We start from the raw sequence: 16168 nt of genomic DNA, 5'->3' as shown, positions 1-16168 counted from the left end.
GACGGTCTTACAAAGCTGAGCTTTCCCGAGAGCCTGCAAACTATTGGATTCTCTGCGTTTCAGGGCTGCGACGGCCTTGAAAGCGTGAGCTTCCCTGAGGGCCTGCAAACCATCGAATCCTCTGCGTTTAACGGCTGCGACGGTCTTACAAAGCTGAGCTTTCCCGAGAGCCTGCAAACTATTGGATTCTCTGCGTTTCAGGGCTGCGACGGCCTTGAAAGCGTGAGCTTCCCTGAGAATCTGAAAACCATTGGGAGCTCTGCGTTTCAGAGCTGCGGCAGCCTTGAAAGTGTGAGCTTCCCAGCCAATGCCAAGCTGGAAACCATTGAGAATAATACGTTTAATAATTGCGTTAGTCTTACGGACGTGAGCTTCCCTGAGGGCCTGAAAATCATTGAGAAATCTGTGTTTTACGGTTGCGTCAGCCTTACGGACGTGAGCTTTCCCGCAAACATTCAAACCATTGGGAAATATGCGTTTAACGGCTGCGCCGGCCTTACCAGCGTAAGCTTACCGGAGGGCCTGGAAACCATTGAGGCCCAGTCGTTTTCCAACTGCGGCAGCCTTAAAGCCTTTGAAGTCGAAACTGATAATCTGTATTTTTTGAGCAAAGACGGCGTGCTGTACAACAAAGTCAACAATACGCTGCTACAATATCCTATAGCAAAGAGCGGAACGTCTTTCAACGTGCCGGACGGCGTGACCGCTATTGGAGACTATGCGTTTGACTCCTGCGGCAGCCTTACCAGCGTGAGCTTCCCAGAGAGTCTGCAGACTATTGGGAATAATGCGTTCGCCTCCTGCGGCAGCCTTACCAGCGTGAGCTTCCCAGAGAGTCTGCAGACTATTGGGAATAATGCGTTCGCCTCCTGCGGCAGCCTTACCAGCGTGAGCCTCCCAGAGAGCCTGCAGACTATTGGGAGCTCTGTGTTCGAATCCTGCGCCAGCCTTACAAGCGTGAGGTTCCCAGAGAGCCTGCAAAGCATTGGGTTCTCTGCGTTCGAATCCTGCACCAGCCTTACAAGCGTAATCTTCCCAGCCAATGCACAACTCCAAACTATTGGGGCCTCTGCATTCGCCTCCTGCAGCAGCCTTGAGGAGATTACTTTCCCGGCAAGTCTGAGCGCTATTGGGGTTGAGACGTTTGCCTACTGCGGAAACCTTTCGTCCCTGACCTTTTTGAGGGATGCGCCCGCGTTTTCTCATTTCAGCGCCTTCACCGGGATAGCTTCCGCCGGCGTTATCTATTACCCTGCCGGGTCGGAGAAGTACACGGAGGCTTGGAAAAAGGATAAGCTTGTCCTCGGCCCTGACTGGAAACTTGCGCCCGCTTACCGGCTGAAGGTGGAACACGGCGCAGGGGACGGTACGTACGGGGCGGACGTCCGGGTAACCGTCAAAGCGGATACGCCACCCTCCGGTCAGGTGTTTGACAAGTGGGTGTCATCGGGAGGCAGATTTGACAACGCGAACAGCGCCACCACCACCTTCATCATGCCCGCCGCCCACGCCACTGTGACGGCGACCTATAAGGATGACACCCCGCCTCCCGGCCACACCCATTTCTTTGATTCGGCCTGGAGGTACGACAATAACAATCACTGGCACGAGTGTACGGCAGGCGACGGGGCCAGAGCGGACGAAGCTGCCCACACCGCAAGCGAGTGGATCACCGACAAGGCGGCTGCTAAAACCGAAGCGGGCAGTCGGCACAAGGAATGTACGGTTTGCCATTATGTAATGCAGACCGAAAGCATCGCCCCCACAGGGCCGACCGACATCACCGTGGACGGCGCGCCCTTCACGGTCACTATCAACGAATCCACTATCCCGCAGACGGGCGACACGGCAAATCCGCTGCCCTGGCTGCTGGCAATGCTGGCAGCCCTGACAGGCGGCGCGGCCCTGCTGCTCTATCGGAAATGCCGCTGCACCAAGCGCCGCGGATAAGCGCGGCAGGGCTCCAAGGAGCCCTCCGCTCCGCTGCCGATAGGGGCGTTCCACAGCAGAAGACGATGCCCCAATCGAAAACGATACCTCAGACCAATAATACGGTCAGCCGGAAAGCGAAGAACTATCATAAATACCCTTTAGTATTCGAGAATCTCGATTCCCAACATATTGCCAAGGGCAGTCAATTCCGCTCTCACATCCTGGTATATCACCACAAAATGCGGTTCGAAGCCTGCTTTCACACTCCGGGTTACCACTTCCTTCACGGGGGAATCCGCTTTGACTACCACACTGGTTCCGGTAAATTGCTTTGCCTTAGGAAGGGCAGAACCGTTTAACAAAAAGAAACGGAAGGAGCCGTCCGGCTTCCGCCCGATCCGAAATACGGTAACCGCTTCGCACTCTTTACAGCCGAAGTCCTGGCAGGGACCGATCTTCCGGTTGGGATGCACACCAACGCAGGCGCCGGTTTTTTCGCTGGCCAGAGAGCAGGCCGCCATACCGCAGTGCCAGTAAGTGAGCGTATTCTCCGACTCATCCAGGGATACCGGGTCGCCGAAGAATACCGCCTGGCCGGAAAGCTCCATTCCTATGTACATGGAGAGCGCGCCATAGATATCCGCCTCGCAGCTGGCGGCGATATGTTCATCGTTGAGCAGGGATAAAACGGAACAGACCGGTGTGCCGTAGCTGGTAAAGAAATCCGGCCAGCAGCGGGAGGCAAGCGCTCCAATCCCGTGAGCAGAGACGTATTCCTTATAAGCTTTATAAAGCCTGGCGAACCCCATCCTGTTTTCCGCCGGTGTTTTTTCCAGGCCGCACATACGCCGGTAGGCCTCTTCCAGATAAGGAAGACATTCTTCCTCCTTATAACTTTTCGCCATGCCGATCAGTTCTCTCGCCTCTATAGATTCTAAAGTCACACCAAATACCTTAAGCAGCTCCAGATCCAGTGCGCGCCCGAAGCCAAAACCCTGAGGCGTATGGCCGATAGCGGCCATTTTCAGAGAGTTCATGGAATGTAGAACTTCCGCCGCGCGAATACAGACAGATAGTTGGCGTTTGACCTCTTCTTCTTCCGGTGATCCGTAGAGATACTCAAAACTACGGTCTCCCAGCTCTGCCATGGCATTGGCCGCCGAATAGGCGCCGGTCAGGGAATTCAATCGGAGCCGCCCCCCATCGATCGCCGGTTCCCGCAGTGTCCATAGTAGCACCGGACAGTCGAAACGCTTCAGAATTTCGCTGGCATAGGCTGAGTTTGCAAAAGTAATGTTCTGTAAGATCAGGAGATGGGGAGAGATCCGGTCTGCGAATTCACACAGATCCTCCAGAGACAATAACATTTTGTCCGGATAAACCCCGCTGTTTGTAAAGGAAGAGATGACCTTTACGGATTTTTCAAATTCTTTTTGAGCACTTTCCAGATGAAAGGTGGGAACACCAATCGGAATGTACGCTACCTGGAAATCAGTCATGTTAAATACCCTCCTCGGTTAATTAATTTTTTAAAATATTTAAAATAATAAAAGTATAGAGAAATTAATAGTGGGTTTATTAAAGTATAACATTTGACCCACATATTTTCAATAATTAATTAAAACATTTAATAAATACTATTGACACTCCCCAATAACTCAAATATAATGTGAATATGCAGAGATAAATAGTGGAAAATAGTAAAATTAAAACTGTTAATCAGATGGTATCCCGAATGACGGGGGAAAGGCGGCAGTATGGTTGACAAATTCACATTCCACATGCCTACAACGGTGTGTTTTGAAAACGGAATAGCGAAAAAGGTAAAAGATTACATAACGGGAGAAAATGTCTGTATTATTTCCGATCCTTTTCTGTTTGAAAATGGAACGGCACAGGCCCTCGGCGCGGCAATGGAGGGCAAGAAGGTTGTGTATTTCAGCAGAATTGAGCCAAATCCTTCCTGCGAGAGTGTAGACGAAGCGGCGGCGTGCATCAGGGAAGCCAAAGCGGACTGCGTGATCGGGCTTGGCGGGGGAAGTTCCCTGGATGTATCCAAGATGGCGGCTTGCCTGGGAGATAATGAAGGAAGTATCTATGATTATTACGGAGGCGGGAGTAAAACTCTTAAAAAAAGAAAGACGCAGTTAATCTGTATTCCCACCACTGCCGGCACAGGAAGTGAAGTGACCAATGTGGGCGTTTATACGAACAAAAAGGCGGGAATCAAAATGCCCATGGTCAACCAGGAATTCTGGCCGGACTACGCGTTAATCGACGGGGAACTGACGGTCAGTCTGCCGCCGTGCGTCACGGCCTCTACGGGGATGGACGCATTTTGCCATGCCATTGAGGCATATTGGAACAAGGAATCCCAGCCGGTCTGTGACATGCTCTCCATGGGAGCGCTGAAGAGTATATTGGAGCATATTAAGACCGCCTATGACCATCCGGATGATCTGAATGCCCGCGGGGCAATGATCACGGCCAGTCTGATCGCCGGCATATCCTTCAGCCAGACCAGGACGACCGGTATCCATGCGCTGAGCTTCCCCCTTACGACGGAGTTCGGCGCGAGCCACGGCACGGCATGCTCGATTACTCTTCCGGCGTTTATACGAAAAAGCAGGGAACAGGCCGGCGAGAAAATGCAGCAGCTCTGCAATTATCTTGGGTATCCGGATGCGGAAGCGCTTGCGGATGGAGTGGAAGAGTTAATGAAGAGTATGGGAATGCCGGTAAGACTGTCCCAGATCGGCGTCAGGGAGGAGAATCTTACACATATTGCGCAGGTGGGTTTATCTGCGGCGATTATCCGGCTGACACCGGCTGTTATGAATGAACAGACAGTAACTGAATTACTCAGATCTATTTTATAAGTGATTTGTTTCTTTTTTTTGATGAATTATTTAAAAGATTTAACAAAATAAAAGATCTTATAAAATAAAAGATCATAGAAATGATCTGGGAAGATAAAGAAAACATAAAAATTCAGGAGGAGAGGAAATGCCAGAGAACAGAATAGAAATGCTCAAAAACCGTGCGGATGAGATCCGAAAGCTTACCATCCGGTCGATCGGAAGTCTGGGAACCGGCCATATTGGAGGGGCACTTTCCCTGTGCGAGGTACTGGCGGCGCTGTATTTTGACGTGATGCATATTGATCCGGAGGATTCCAAAAAGCCGGACAGAGACCGCTTCGTCTTATCGAAAGGCCACGGGGGACCCGCAGTCTACGCCGCGCTAGCTCTCAGAGGATTTCTTGCAGAGGAGGAACTGGACACCTTGAACCGTCCGAACACTCATCTGCCCAGCCACTGCGATATGCGCCTTACCAATGGAATCGACATGTCCACCGGCTCCCTGGGGCAGGGATTCTCCGCGTCGGTTGGCATGGCGCTGGCGGCTCAGCTGGATCAAAAGGACCTGTATGTATACTCCATCATCGGGGACGGGGAAAGCCAGGAAGGGCAGGTCTGGGAAGCGGCCATGCTGGCCGGCAGCCGGAAACTGGATCATCTCATAGCGTTTACGGATTACAACAAAATGCAGATCGACGGTTATATCGAAGAGGTCAACGGGCTGGAGCCCCTGGACAAAAAATGGGAGGCATTTGGTTTCCATGTACAAAGCATCAATGGGCACGATATCGGAGAGATTCTGTACGCCATCGACAATGCGAAGAAAATAAAGGGAAAACCTTCGATGATCCTATTGAACACGATCAAGGGGAAAGGCGCTTATTTCTGTGAGAACCAGGTCGCTTCCCACAATATGAATATTACGGAAGACATGTGGCAAAAAGCAGTAGCATTACTGGAGAAGGAGGGATGAGGCGATGACAGCGATAAAGGAAACAATGGCGACAGGAAGCAAGGAAGAACGGTGGCTGAGGGAGACCTATGTGGATCTGCTGATCGAGGCGGGTGAGCAAAATCCGGATATCGTCATTCTGGAAGCCGATCTTATGAAGGCGGCAGGTACCATACGTTTTAAAGAACGGTTCCCGGAACGCACCATCAATGTGGGAATCGCAGAGGCCAATATGATGTCGGTGGCGGCCGGAATGTCCGCTATGGGAAAAATTCCTTTTACCCATACCTTTACGCCGTTTACCACCAGAAGAGCCTGCGACCAGGTGACGTTATCCATAGCCTACGCGGGGCTGAACGTAAAAATGATGGGAAGCGACCCCGGCGTCACGGCTGAATTAAACGGCGGTACTCATATGAGCATGGAGGACATGGCGGTTATGAGAAACATTCCGGGAATGGTCATCTACGAGCCGGTAGACAGCGCTCAGCTTCGTAAAATATTTCCGCAGATCGTCTCCCACTATGGGCCGGTCTATATCCGTCTGCTCCGCAGAAACGCCGTATCTATCTTTAATGAGGACCAGGAATTCACACTTGGTAAAGGCACTGTGCTCAAAGAAGGCGCCGACGTCACGATACTGGCGACCGGGATCATGGTGGCGGAAGCGGTGGAAGCGGAAAAGGAACTAAAAAAAGAAGGGATCGATGCGGAAATTATCAATATTCATACACTGAAGCCCCTGGACGAAGACTTGGTATTAAAAAGCGCGAAAAAGACGAAAGCCGTCGTAACCGCCGAAAATCATAGCGTGATTGGGGCGCTGGGGGGAGCGGTCAGCGAATTCCTGTCCGGAACTTTCCCGGTCCCGGTGATCAGGGTCGGCGTGCAGGATCACTTCGGAGAAGTCGGATTCACGGGATTTCTGCAGGAGAAGTACGGATTGACAAAAAAAGAGATCGTTGCCGCCGCAAAGCAGGCAATCCAAATCAGGAGGGAACAGGCATGAAAAAGATTGTGATCGGATCAGACAAATCAGGATTTTTTCTAAAAGAGGCGGTCAAAGTACATCTGGCCGAAGCGGGATATGAAGTGGAAGACTGCGGGACAAAAAACGTGGATGAGCCGATGCCCTATTTTCAGGTGGCCCCCATCCTGGCTAAAAAAATACAGGATCAGGAATATGAAAAAGGCATCCTCATCTGCGGCACAGGAATGGGAATGGCGGTGGTGGCCAACAAATTTAGAGGTGTCTATGCCGCTGTCTGTGAAAGCACCTACGCGGCCAGAATGTGCCGCGCGGTGAACGACGCTAACGTGCTGACCATGGGCGGCTGGGTGACTGCCGACGTGCTGGGCTGTGAGATGGCGGACGTATTCTTAAACACCGGATTTACCCAGGGGCTGGAAGAGTGGAGGCAGGAATTTCTTCGAAATGCGAGAGAGGAAGTATTTTCACTGGAAAAACAAATCTATGCGGATTAACGGCTTATTACGAAAGGCCTGGCGGATATTTTGGCTGACCTATTGCGAATAAGTTGGATGAAAAGATATTGTGAACAGAAAGATATAGCGGATAAAAAGATATAGCGGATAGAAAGATATAGTGGGAAAAGATATGGTGGGTAAAAAGATATAGTGAGTGGAAACGTATAGTGTATAGAAAGACGGCAGATAGAAAGGAGCAGTTATGAAATATTTTTTAGACAGCGCCAGATTAGAGGAAATCGAATACGCCTTTGAGAATTATTGTATCGACGGGGTGACCACGAACCCGAAGCACATTAAAATGAGCGGAAAACCTTTTATGCAGGTGGTACGGGATATCGCAGCCTGGATCGAAAAAAAGGGGCTTCAGGGCATAGACCGGTTCCCGGTATCCTTTGAGATCAATCCCCATCTGGATACATGGGAAGAAATGGTAACAGCCGCGAAAGAAGTGTCCTCCTATTCTCCGAACTATGCGATTAAGATTCCGTGCTGCGAACAGGGACTGATCGCGGCGAAAAAGCTGGAGGAAGCCGGGATTCGTACCAACGTTACACTGGTATTCAGCACATCCCAGGCCATTCCGGCCGGCAAACTGAACGCGAAGTTCGTATCCCCTTTCGTGGGCTGGAAAGAAAACAGCGGCGACAGTGCGGACTACATACGGAATATTATCGAAGTTTACAAAAAATTCAATTTCCAAACAGAGATAATCGTCGCGGCCGTCCGCAACGGCAGGCAGATCGGAGATTTTGCGGCGATGGGAGCGGATATCGTAACCTGTGGCCTGGACGTCTATAAGGCCAGTTTCGAACATCCCTTTACTACCTATGGTCTGGAAGTCTTTCGGGATGCCTGGGACAACACCGTCCGGGAATGACCAGGTGATTGCATAAAAACAGAAAGGATATGGGGCTGTGCGGCGCCGCCATACTCCCATCTAAAATGATAATACATCCGATTGGAGAATAAGCCCTCAGGAGGATTATCCGGCGGCTGAGAAGATGATGCGCCGGGTGTTCTCCCGAAGGCGGAAGGCTTTACAAGAGAAATTTAAATTTTACAGCCGCGCAGAAACGAGGTAAAGGATGAGCGAATACTTAGGAAAATTACATGAAACAGCCATACGTTTCCCGGATACGGACATCTGGATGGATTCCTGCGGGGAAGAAGAGTTGAATTACGGACTGGAACGGGGGATCGTGGGAGCAACCAGCAATCCGATCATTGTCGGCAGCGTGATCAAAAATGAGCTTGCCACATGGGAGCCCAGGATATGTGCATTGATTGATGAGAATCCGGAAGCGGACGAGGATGAGATCGCATGGAAGCTGATCGATGAAATCGGAGCCTTGAGAAGCAAAAAGCTGCTTCCCATTTTCCGTGAGTTCCAAGGGAAAAAAGGCCGTCTGTCCATCCAGACAAATGCCAAATACTACCGCAATACCGGAAAAATGGTAAAACAGGCATTACACCTGAACTCTCTGGGTGAGAACATGCAGATAAAGATGCCGGCCTGCGAGGCGGGGATAGCGGCAATGGAAGAAGTCACATACCAGGGGGTTAGTATCAATGCGACCGTCTCCTTCACCGTAGCCCAGGCAGTCTGCGTAGCCGAAGCCGTAGAGCGAGGGTTAAAACGCAGAAAAGCAGAAGGGCTTCCCGTTGACCAAATGGCGCCCATCTGCACCATCATGATCGGAAGAACCGACGACTGGATGAAAGAATATATAAAAAAGACGGGCATAGTCATAGAACCGGAAGCCTTGGAATGGGCCGGTGTGGCAGTCATGAAAGAAGCGTACCGGATCTTCCGGGAACGCGGATACGCCACCCGCCTTCTGACCGCGGCGAACCGCAACCAATATCACTGGTCCGAATTTATCGGGGGAGATCTGGCCCAGACGATCAACTATTCCTGGCACAAACGCTTAAACGCCTGTCAGGTGGAAGTAAAAGACCGGATCCACGATCCCGTAAAAGAAGAATACCTCCAGGAATTAAACCGTCTGGAAGAATTCCACAAAGCCTTCGATGAAAAAGGAATGCGTCCCTGTGAGTTCGAGACCTACGGAGCGTTCCAGGCGACCCTTGACACCTTCATTGCCGGATACGATGATCTGTGCAGACTGATCCGCGGCTACATGATATACCCGCTGCCGGCCCCCGAGCCGTCCCTGACCAAGGCAGCTGCGGCAACCCAAGCCGAGGCGCAGCTTAAAACGCGCCAACAGATATGATAAAACCAAAGCAAACCCTGCCGCTACTGCTGCTGGCTCTCATATGGGGCAGCTACTATGTGGCCAGCCAGAAAGCGGTACAGGGCCTAAGCGTATTTTCCGTCGGTATCGTAATCCGTTTTATCACCCTGATACTTTTAACCCTCCTTATGTGGAAAAAAGGGGAACTCAAACTGCTGTTACATACAAAGGGGGTAACTGCCCGCCTCATCCTGATCGGCTGCCTTGGCTTCCTTCTGGATCTGACCGCCTTTATCGGCCTGTCCCTGTCGGCAGCCGGAATCGGTACCGCCCTGTTAAAATGCGATATTATCTTTGTAAACCTGATTTCCGTCATCATTTACAAAGAGCGCTTCACAAAATTCGACTGGGCCTACACCTTTGTCATGCTCTTCGGCGTATTCCTGGTCATGGGCGTCGATTTCGGCAGCTTCAGCCTGGGAGGCCGGGGTGACATCTTCTTTATCCTGAGCGCCCTGTTCGTATCCATCAACGCGTTCGTCATAAAGAGCGTCCAGCTGGACAAAAAAAATCCCGTCGCCGACAATGTGATAGCCTACTACAACAACATCGTCACCATGATCCTGTTTACCATCGCGACAATCCTGATGGGACGGCTCGGGGAACTCAAAATCCTGATCCAGGACAAATCCACGTTAACCGCAGCGCTCCTGGCCGGACTGGGCCAGACCCTGGTCTACATTGTCTACTACTATAACCTGCGGCGGTTCCCTGTCTGGATCGTAAAAGTCTTCCTCCTCCTGATGCCGATCGTCTCCACCCTGATCTGTTTTCTTCTCTTCAAAGAAAAGCTGGCTACCATGCAGCTTCTGGGAATCACAGTCGTACTGGCCGGCGCCTTCGGAATCCTGATGGAACAAAAAAAGAAAGCGCGCTGCGCAGGGGAATGATGGTACCTCGGGGGGGTGAGGCCTTGGGGGGGCGGGTCACTCCGAAGAGATGGAAACCTCGCGGGAGCCGGGATGCTCTTCCTCGGGGGTGGGTATGTCCGCCGGCTGGGGCTGGGAACCGGGGCGGTGTCCGGGGATGCTCCCGGCGGATGGGTTCTTTTGTGTCTCTCCGGCAGCGCGGAGGGCTTGCGCTGGCTGCTGCTAAGTGGAATCGGAAAGCCGGGTTCAGGAACCGGGCCAATTCACCAGGAACGCATGATGCGTTCCCGGTTCAGTGGCCCTTGCCCGTCGGACGTGAAGTCCGCCGGTCATCCTGAACCCGGCTTTCCGATTCCGCTAAGCAGCAGCACAGCCGCCCTATGCGCTGCCGGGGAGACACAAAAGAACCCATCCGCCGGGAGCATCCCCGGACACCGCCCCGGTTCCCAGCCCCAGCCGGCGGACATACCCACCCCCGAGGAAGAGCATCCCGGCTCCCGCGAGGTTTCCATCTCTTCGGAGTGACCCTTTCTAAGGTCTGGCCGCAGAGGGGCGCCACCGTTACCTGTGTCCCTGCCTAAAAAATATGCTGATTAAAATACCCATACAAATACTCGATTCCGCTTGGATTTATGTTTGCAGACGTCAGTGAATATTCACTACTCCATAGAAGATATGACTTCCAATGCCGAGTCTCTGATTTCGTACCAGAACAATCCTATCCATCCTCAAACGAAAACGAACCCGGAGTAAGAAAAATTTAGAACTATAATACTGAAACCGTGTGCCCTTTTATTACGAGACTCCCAGTAATCGCCTAATCACCCAAATGCAACAAGGTAAAAATACCGCCTACTGTAAAAAAACAACAGCGAGCCCCATATTTCACCAAAGTAGGGGAGGGAAGGCGGGGAGGGCGGCACCGGGAGATGGGATCGGGGGAACGGTATCGGGCGTCAAATCGCTTGAGGTCAGGCCTTAGAACGGGTTACGCAGATGCCGGGAGAACCTCGCAGGGCCTGGAACACTGTCCGAGCCGCCCTTTGGCGAGTTTGTTCCAGGCCCTGCCAATAAGAGGTTCTCCCGACATCGGAGTTACCCGTTCTTAGGCCTGGCCGAAGCGATTTGACGCCCGATACCGTTCCCCCGATCCCATCTCCCGGTGCCGTCCTCCCCGCCTTCCCTCTCCGGCCCTTAGTAAAAACACCCCGCTAAAGCAAATGCCCCCCCAACTCAAAGAAGCGGTTAATGATTGTATAGGCCGGCCCGATGGTCTCTAGCTCCAGGTTGAAGTGGCTGAACGAAACACGCTCGCTGACGGAAAAGAGTTTTAGGTTTTGATTCAGCACTTCGCGGAACCGGGCGCTCTCGAAAAGCTCTCCGTATAAAATGACGGAGGAGGGCTCCAGAATACAGATCGAATTCTTGATGGCAAGAGACAGATAACGGATCACCTTCTCCAGGGCTTTGACAATGGGGGGATCATTCTGTTCATATGCCTCTACAAGCGCTTCGATTGTGAATTTCTCAGGATTTCCCTCCAGAAGCTCGTAGAGGATCGGTGTGTTTTCTTTGGAAAAGGCTTCCGAAATGGAGCGCTCTATGGAAGAGTAGCTGGCTATGGTTTCCAGACATCCATGATTTCCGCATATGCAGGCAAGACCATCGGGTTCCACGATCAGATGGCCCAGCTCAATGGCTTTATAGTCGAAATCATGAGTGGTGTGCCGGTAATTCAGCCTGGCCGCCCCGACGCCAGGACCGTATTTTATAAAAAGCATATTGTCCAGATATTCCCGCCGGGATAAAAATGCTTCGCCGTGGGCCAACGCGCATATATTGTTGGTCAGGATAATCGGTATCTGCAGGGCTTCCTCCAGATAGGCGATGACCTGTACATTTTCTTCCCAGATACCGTAGGATTTCACGCTGATTCCCTGGCGGGATTTTACAATGCCATTTACGCAGACGCCCATCCCCAGGAGAGTGCGTCCGTGCAGGATTTTGTCATCTGCCAATAAGTTTGTAACGCTTTGGCAGAGCTTCGCAAGTATTTTTGAAGAGTCATAATAGCAGTCCGCCGTTAAAACGGTATCCTCAAACAGAATCGTGTTTTTCAGATCCATACACATAATGCGGAATTTGTGTTTGCTGATATAAACGCCGATTGCCGCGAATTTTTTTCCTCGTATTTCCAACAGTATTTCTTTTCGTCCTTTACGTCCGACATTGGAGGACTCAAAGCTGCTTTCTTCCAAAAGCCCTTCCTCGATCAGGTCGTTGGTTATTAGTGTGATGGCTGCCGGAGTAAGTCCCAATGCGGTGGCGATCTCCTTTCTGGAGATACTGCCATTTTGATAAATCAGCCGGAGAATGGAACCACGGTTCTTTTTTTTCACATCCAGCATATTAATTCCGTTTGTTTCCGCCATAGTACATACCCTCTTCTTGTAAATATATTTATTTAAATCTGAATCTGGAGATTTTCCCCTTGTATTCCGGCGTAAGCGCCTTTGGAGGCGGGGATGCTGTCCGGATGGGCAATCAGCCATTTGTTTTTCATCCATATAAGCCGATCCTCCAAAGTGACTGCTTCGGGGAGAGAAGCAAGCGGTTCGTTGGTGCCGGCCGTCAGGACAATAATACTTTTAAAGCCTTCCGGACTTACCCGGCAGGGTGCAAAGTGAAGAGTGGTGGCGTAGAGCTCGACCGCTGTCCCGCGCGGTACATAAAAAGCCGTGACCTGATCGGAGGAGAGCTGATTGCTGCGGATCAACCGCACATCGCTCAAAAGAAGGACAAGATCCGTGACCGCGATATCAAGTTCGGAGCATTTGTGGTACTCCAAGGCGTTCAAACGGTCGGTAGTGCCGTTGCAGTAGCCAACCTGGGACGGAATTCCCGCATAAAAATGCGAGGTCATGAGCGACGCGAATTCCGTGTCCATCAAATCCGGATCGGATGCGGTATATTTGTTTCCGCTTTCCGGAATGTCCTTCTTTTCCATGACCGCCAGAACTTCCTCCAACGGATAACTGGTGATAATACGGCCGTATGTTTGAAAGGCTGCGTCCGTAACCGGATAGAAGGGAATATCCGGATTTTTTTCTTTTAGACGTTCAAAATTCATATTCATCTTATCCTCTCTATAAATAATTAAAGATTTTAAATGATACAGAAAAAATGACTGACAGCAGATATAATATTAAATTAATCATATCAAATTCAAGTTGCTTTTGCAATTGAAAATGAGAAAATATCGCTGTCAGGCAAAATTGATTAAAATATTTAATGAAAAATCAAAATGTCTATTTACAATTGGATATAAATACTATATAATCATGTTTGTAAGGGAAAACGTATAACGAATTGTACAGCATGGTCAGAGAAAATAGGGATGAATTGTTCAATGTTATATGACTTCCCTAAAATTTTACCTATTAAATTAAAACATTTAATTAAAAGGAAAATCAAGAAAAAGGAAAGTGAGAAAGGAAGGTATTGCTTTATGAAAAAAAGATTTCTGGCATTGGCGTTGACGGTAGTATTGGGGATTACCTCGCTGACAGGATGCGGGGCAAAAGAAGAACCGGCGGACAGTAGTGCGAAGAGTGATGTCGGAACAGAGGAGAAAGAAACACCGGCAGATACTCCGGCCGGAACGGAACAGACCGGCTCAGGGGAAATGGTCACTTTGAATTTTCCGAATATCTGGGTGGGCACGGACAGCAAGGCGGAAGTTTTCGGCAAGATGATCACAGGCTTTAACGAACAGTATAAAGGACAGTATGAAGTGAAGGTGGAGGAACAGACCGATTACGACGCTTACCGCGATAAGATCCGTACCCTGATATCCACCGGAGACGCACCGGATATTTTTACGGTTGACAGTATGGCCGACCTGACCCTGTTTGCGGAATCCGGAAAAATAATGGATACCACTTCCTATGTGGAAGGGAATCTGGCCGACCGGTTTGTGGAGAGCGCCATTGACAATGCGAAAATAGACGGCGTATGTTACGGCGTGCCGTATGAGATGGCAGTGGTTCCGTTTATGTACAACCAGAAACTTCTGGATGCGGCGGGGATTACGGAGCTGCCCGCTTCCTTTGAAGATTTCTTTGATGATTGTGAGAAGTTAAAGGCCAGCGGAGTTTTCCCGACTACCCAGATGACCAACGATAATGCCTGGACTTCCATGCTTTGGTATTCCTATGCGCTTGCAGCCTGCGGCGGAGTGGATGTCTATGAAAAAGGACTGGATGATGAAGCATTTGTAAAGGCGGCGGAAATCCTGAAAAAAATGTTTGACTACACCTCCTCCGACGCTGTGGGAGCGGATGCAAGTGTCGTCAACGGTCATTTCTTCAATGAGAGAGCTGCTATTTATACAAACGGAAGCTGGATTCTTGGCCGGATCAAAACAGAAGGAGCAGAAGGACTTTACGACAATCTGTCGATCAGCCCCGGATTATCCGTAGACGGGAAAAACGGCGGAGCCTATGTGAACTCGGTATTGGCTTACATCGTACTGGGAAAACAGGATGACCCCAACAAACAGGCGGCTGCGGAAGCGTTCTTAGAGTACATAACCGATCCCGACCGGGTTCTGGAACTGTCTAATTCCTCAGGAGCTATGTTCGCAATCAGCTATGATGCCAGCAAGATTACCGACCCGTTGATGTCTGAGATTATGGACCAGAGCAAAGCGGCGCCGTTTATGATTCCCTATTTTAACGCGGCTATGCCTACCGCAGTGGCCAATGCATTCCCCAGCGCTTTGGAATCCCTGGTATTGGGTGATGTGGATGCGCAGGGCTTTGTGGATATGTTAAAGAGCGCCCAGTAAAAATAATAAAGATGCGTCATCATACCCCGCCTGCCGGCGGCCTGTGCCGCCGGACAGGCGGGGTATATAAAGGGGGTCTATTATGAAGCATAAGAGACAAAACACGGTGGGTATTGTACTGTTTTTACTTCCGGCTTTGTTCCTGTTTATTGTTTTTTTCGTTTTTCCTATATTTTTCGTCGGCATCATGAGCTTGTTTGACTGGAATGGTATTACGGACGCCGGATTTGCCGGATTGCAAAATTATGCAAAAATATTCAGTGATAAGGTATTTTGGCGCAGCCTCAGGAACAATGTCATCTGGGCGTTATCCGCCTGCTTTATTCAGGTGCCGCTGGCATTATTGATGGCGCTGATCCTTTCCAAAAAGCCAAAGTTCTGGAAGTTCTTCCGAACCGTCTACTTTCTTCCCCAGGTCATATCCGGTATCGCCATTGCAACGCTGTGGTCGGCGGTCTACAACAGTGAATTCGGTCTGCTGAACGGGATATTAAGAGCCGTAGGACTGGGAGATCAGGCGAAAAACTGGCTGGGTAATCCAAGCACCGCATTTATCTGCGTCCTGATCTATGGGCTGTTTTACATAGGATATTATATGGTGATTATGATGGCCGGTATCACGGGGATCGACCAGACCTATTACGAGGCGGCCCGGATCGACGGAGCCAATGTGTTCCAGACGGATATCCATATCACCATACCATTGATCAAATATTCGCTGTCCACCTGTGTGACTCTGGCCGCGGTATTCGGCCTGCGTACGTTTGAACAGGTTTACCTGCTCACAAACGGGGGGCCGGCCAACCGGACTTCCGTCCTGGTGCTCTATTTATATAATCAGATGCGCAACAACAACTACGGCGGGGCCAATGCGTCCAGCGTGATGCTGATCCTGACCGGCGCTTTGGTCATCGTATGCATACGGAAAATGTTTTCATCCAGGGATGAGTAGGAGG

14 protein-coding genes are annotated in these 16168 nt (G+C 50.6%); 11 read left to right on the top strand and 3 right to left on the bottom strand.

Annotation, left to right across the window (positions count from 1 at the left end):
• A partial coding sequence (locus tag KTH89_RS18930) for a leucine-rich repeat protein (protein ID WP_238722742.1) occupies positions 1-1950 on the top strand: 1950 nt, incomplete at its 5' end.
• A 140-nt stretch (positions 1951-2090) separates the two neighbouring features.
• Here KTH89_RS18930 and KTH89_RS18925 read toward each other — a convergent pair.
• The gene (locus tag KTH89_RS18925) at positions 2091-3431 is read right to left on the bottom strand and encodes a fucose isomerase (RefSeq protein ID WP_238722741.1); all 1341 of its coding nucleotides are present in this window, start codon (positions 3429-3431) and stop codon (positions 2091-2093) included.
• Between the two features lie 258 nt (positions 3432-3689).
• Between KTH89_RS18925 and KTH89_RS18920 the strand changes: the two genes are divergently transcribed.
• From KTH89_RS18920 to KTH89_RS18885, 8 genes are all read left to right on the top strand, one after another.
• A complete protein-coding gene (locus tag KTH89_RS18920; RefSeq protein WP_238722740.1) occupies positions 3690-4811 on the top strand; it encodes an iron-containing alcohol dehydrogenase family protein in 1122 nt (373 codons plus the stop codon).
• A gap of 127 nt (positions 4812-4938) precedes the next feature.
• On the top strand, positions 4939-5766 hold the full coding sequence (locus KTH89_RS18915) for a transketolase (RefSeq protein ID WP_238722739.1): 828 nt from the start codon (positions 4939-4941) through the stop codon (positions 5764-5766).
• A 4-nt stretch (positions 5767-5770) separates the two neighbouring features.
• Positions 5771-6754, top strand: coding sequence for a transketolase family protein (locus KTH89_RS18910; RefSeq protein ID WP_158346833.1), 984 nt, complete (start codon positions 5771-5773; stop codon positions 6752-6754).
• Positions 6751-7230 carry an RpiB/LacA/LacB family sugar-phosphate isomerase gene (locus KTH89_RS18905; RefSeq protein WP_238722738.1) on the top strand — a complete coding sequence of 160 codons (480 nt, stop codon included), beginning with the start codon at positions 6751-6753 and terminating at the stop codon, positions 7228-7230. Before KTH89_RS18910 ends, KTH89_RS18905 begins: the two co-directional genes overlap by 4 nt.
• A gap of 205 nt (positions 7231-7435) precedes the next feature.
• Positions 7436-8113 carry a transaldolase family protein gene (locus KTH89_RS18900; protein WP_158346837.1) on the top strand — a complete coding sequence of 226 codons (678 nt, stop codon included), beginning with the start codon at positions 7436-7438 and terminating at the stop codon, positions 8111-8113.
• Between the two features lie 208 nt (positions 8114-8321).
• Positions 8322-9473: a transaldolase family protein gene (locus KTH89_RS18895; RefSeq protein ID WP_158346839.1), complete on the top strand. Its 1152-nt coding sequence runs from the start codon at positions 8322-8324 to the stop codon at positions 9471-9473.
• Positions 9470-10384, top strand: a complete 915-nt coding sequence (locus KTH89_RS18890; protein WP_238722737.1) for a DMT family transporter — start codon at positions 9470-9472, stop codon at positions 10382-10384. The genes KTH89_RS18895 and KTH89_RS18890 overlap by 4 nt, the downstream gene beginning before the upstream one ends.
• A 72-nt stretch (positions 10385-10456) precedes the next feature.
• The gene (locus KTH89_RS18885; RefSeq protein WP_238722736.1) at positions 10457-10888 is read left to right on the top strand and encodes a hypothetical protein; all 432 of its coding nucleotides are present in this window, start codon (positions 10457-10459) and stop codon (positions 10886-10888) included.
• A gap of 686 nt (positions 10889-11574) precedes the next feature.
• Here the strand turns inward: KTH89_RS18885 and KTH89_RS18880 are convergent.
• A complete protein-coding gene (locus tag KTH89_RS18880) occupies positions 11575-12795 on the bottom strand; it encodes an ROK family transcriptional regulator (protein ID WP_238722735.1) in 1221 nt (406 codons plus the stop codon).
• Between the two features lie 32 nt (positions 12796-12827).
• Complete coding sequence (locus KTH89_RS18875) at positions 12828-13493, bottom strand: DUF4867 family protein (RefSeq protein WP_238722734.1); 666 nt, start codon at positions 13491-13493, stop codon at positions 12828-12830.
• A gap of 378 nt (positions 13494-13871) precedes the next feature.
• Here KTH89_RS18875 and KTH89_RS18870 point away from each other — a divergent pair, with 378 nt between their 5' ends.
• Together KTH89_RS18870 and KTH89_RS18865 are read left to right on the top strand one after the other, a co-directional pair.
• The gene (locus KTH89_RS18870; protein ID WP_238722733.1) at positions 13872-15212 is read left to right on the top strand and encodes an ABC transporter substrate-binding protein; all 1341 of its coding nucleotides are present in this window, start codon (positions 13872-13874) and stop codon (positions 15210-15212) included.
• An 82-nt stretch (positions 15213-15294) separates the two neighbouring features.
• Positions 15295-16164: a carbohydrate ABC transporter permease gene (locus KTH89_RS18865; protein ID WP_238722732.1), complete on the top strand. Its 870-nt coding sequence runs from the start codon at positions 15295-15297 to the stop codon at positions 16162-16164.
• Positions 16165-16168: the final 4 nt, after the last annotated feature.

Origin of the sequence: Diplocloster agilis (assembly GCF_019042275.1) — a bacterium.
GTDB classification, from domain to species: Bacteria; Bacillota; Clostridia; order Lachnospirales; family Lachnospiraceae; genus Diplocloster; species Diplocloster agilis.
The sequence above is the reverse complement of the archived record's forward strand: the minus strand, read 5'-3'. Positions and strand labels throughout refer to the sequence as shown.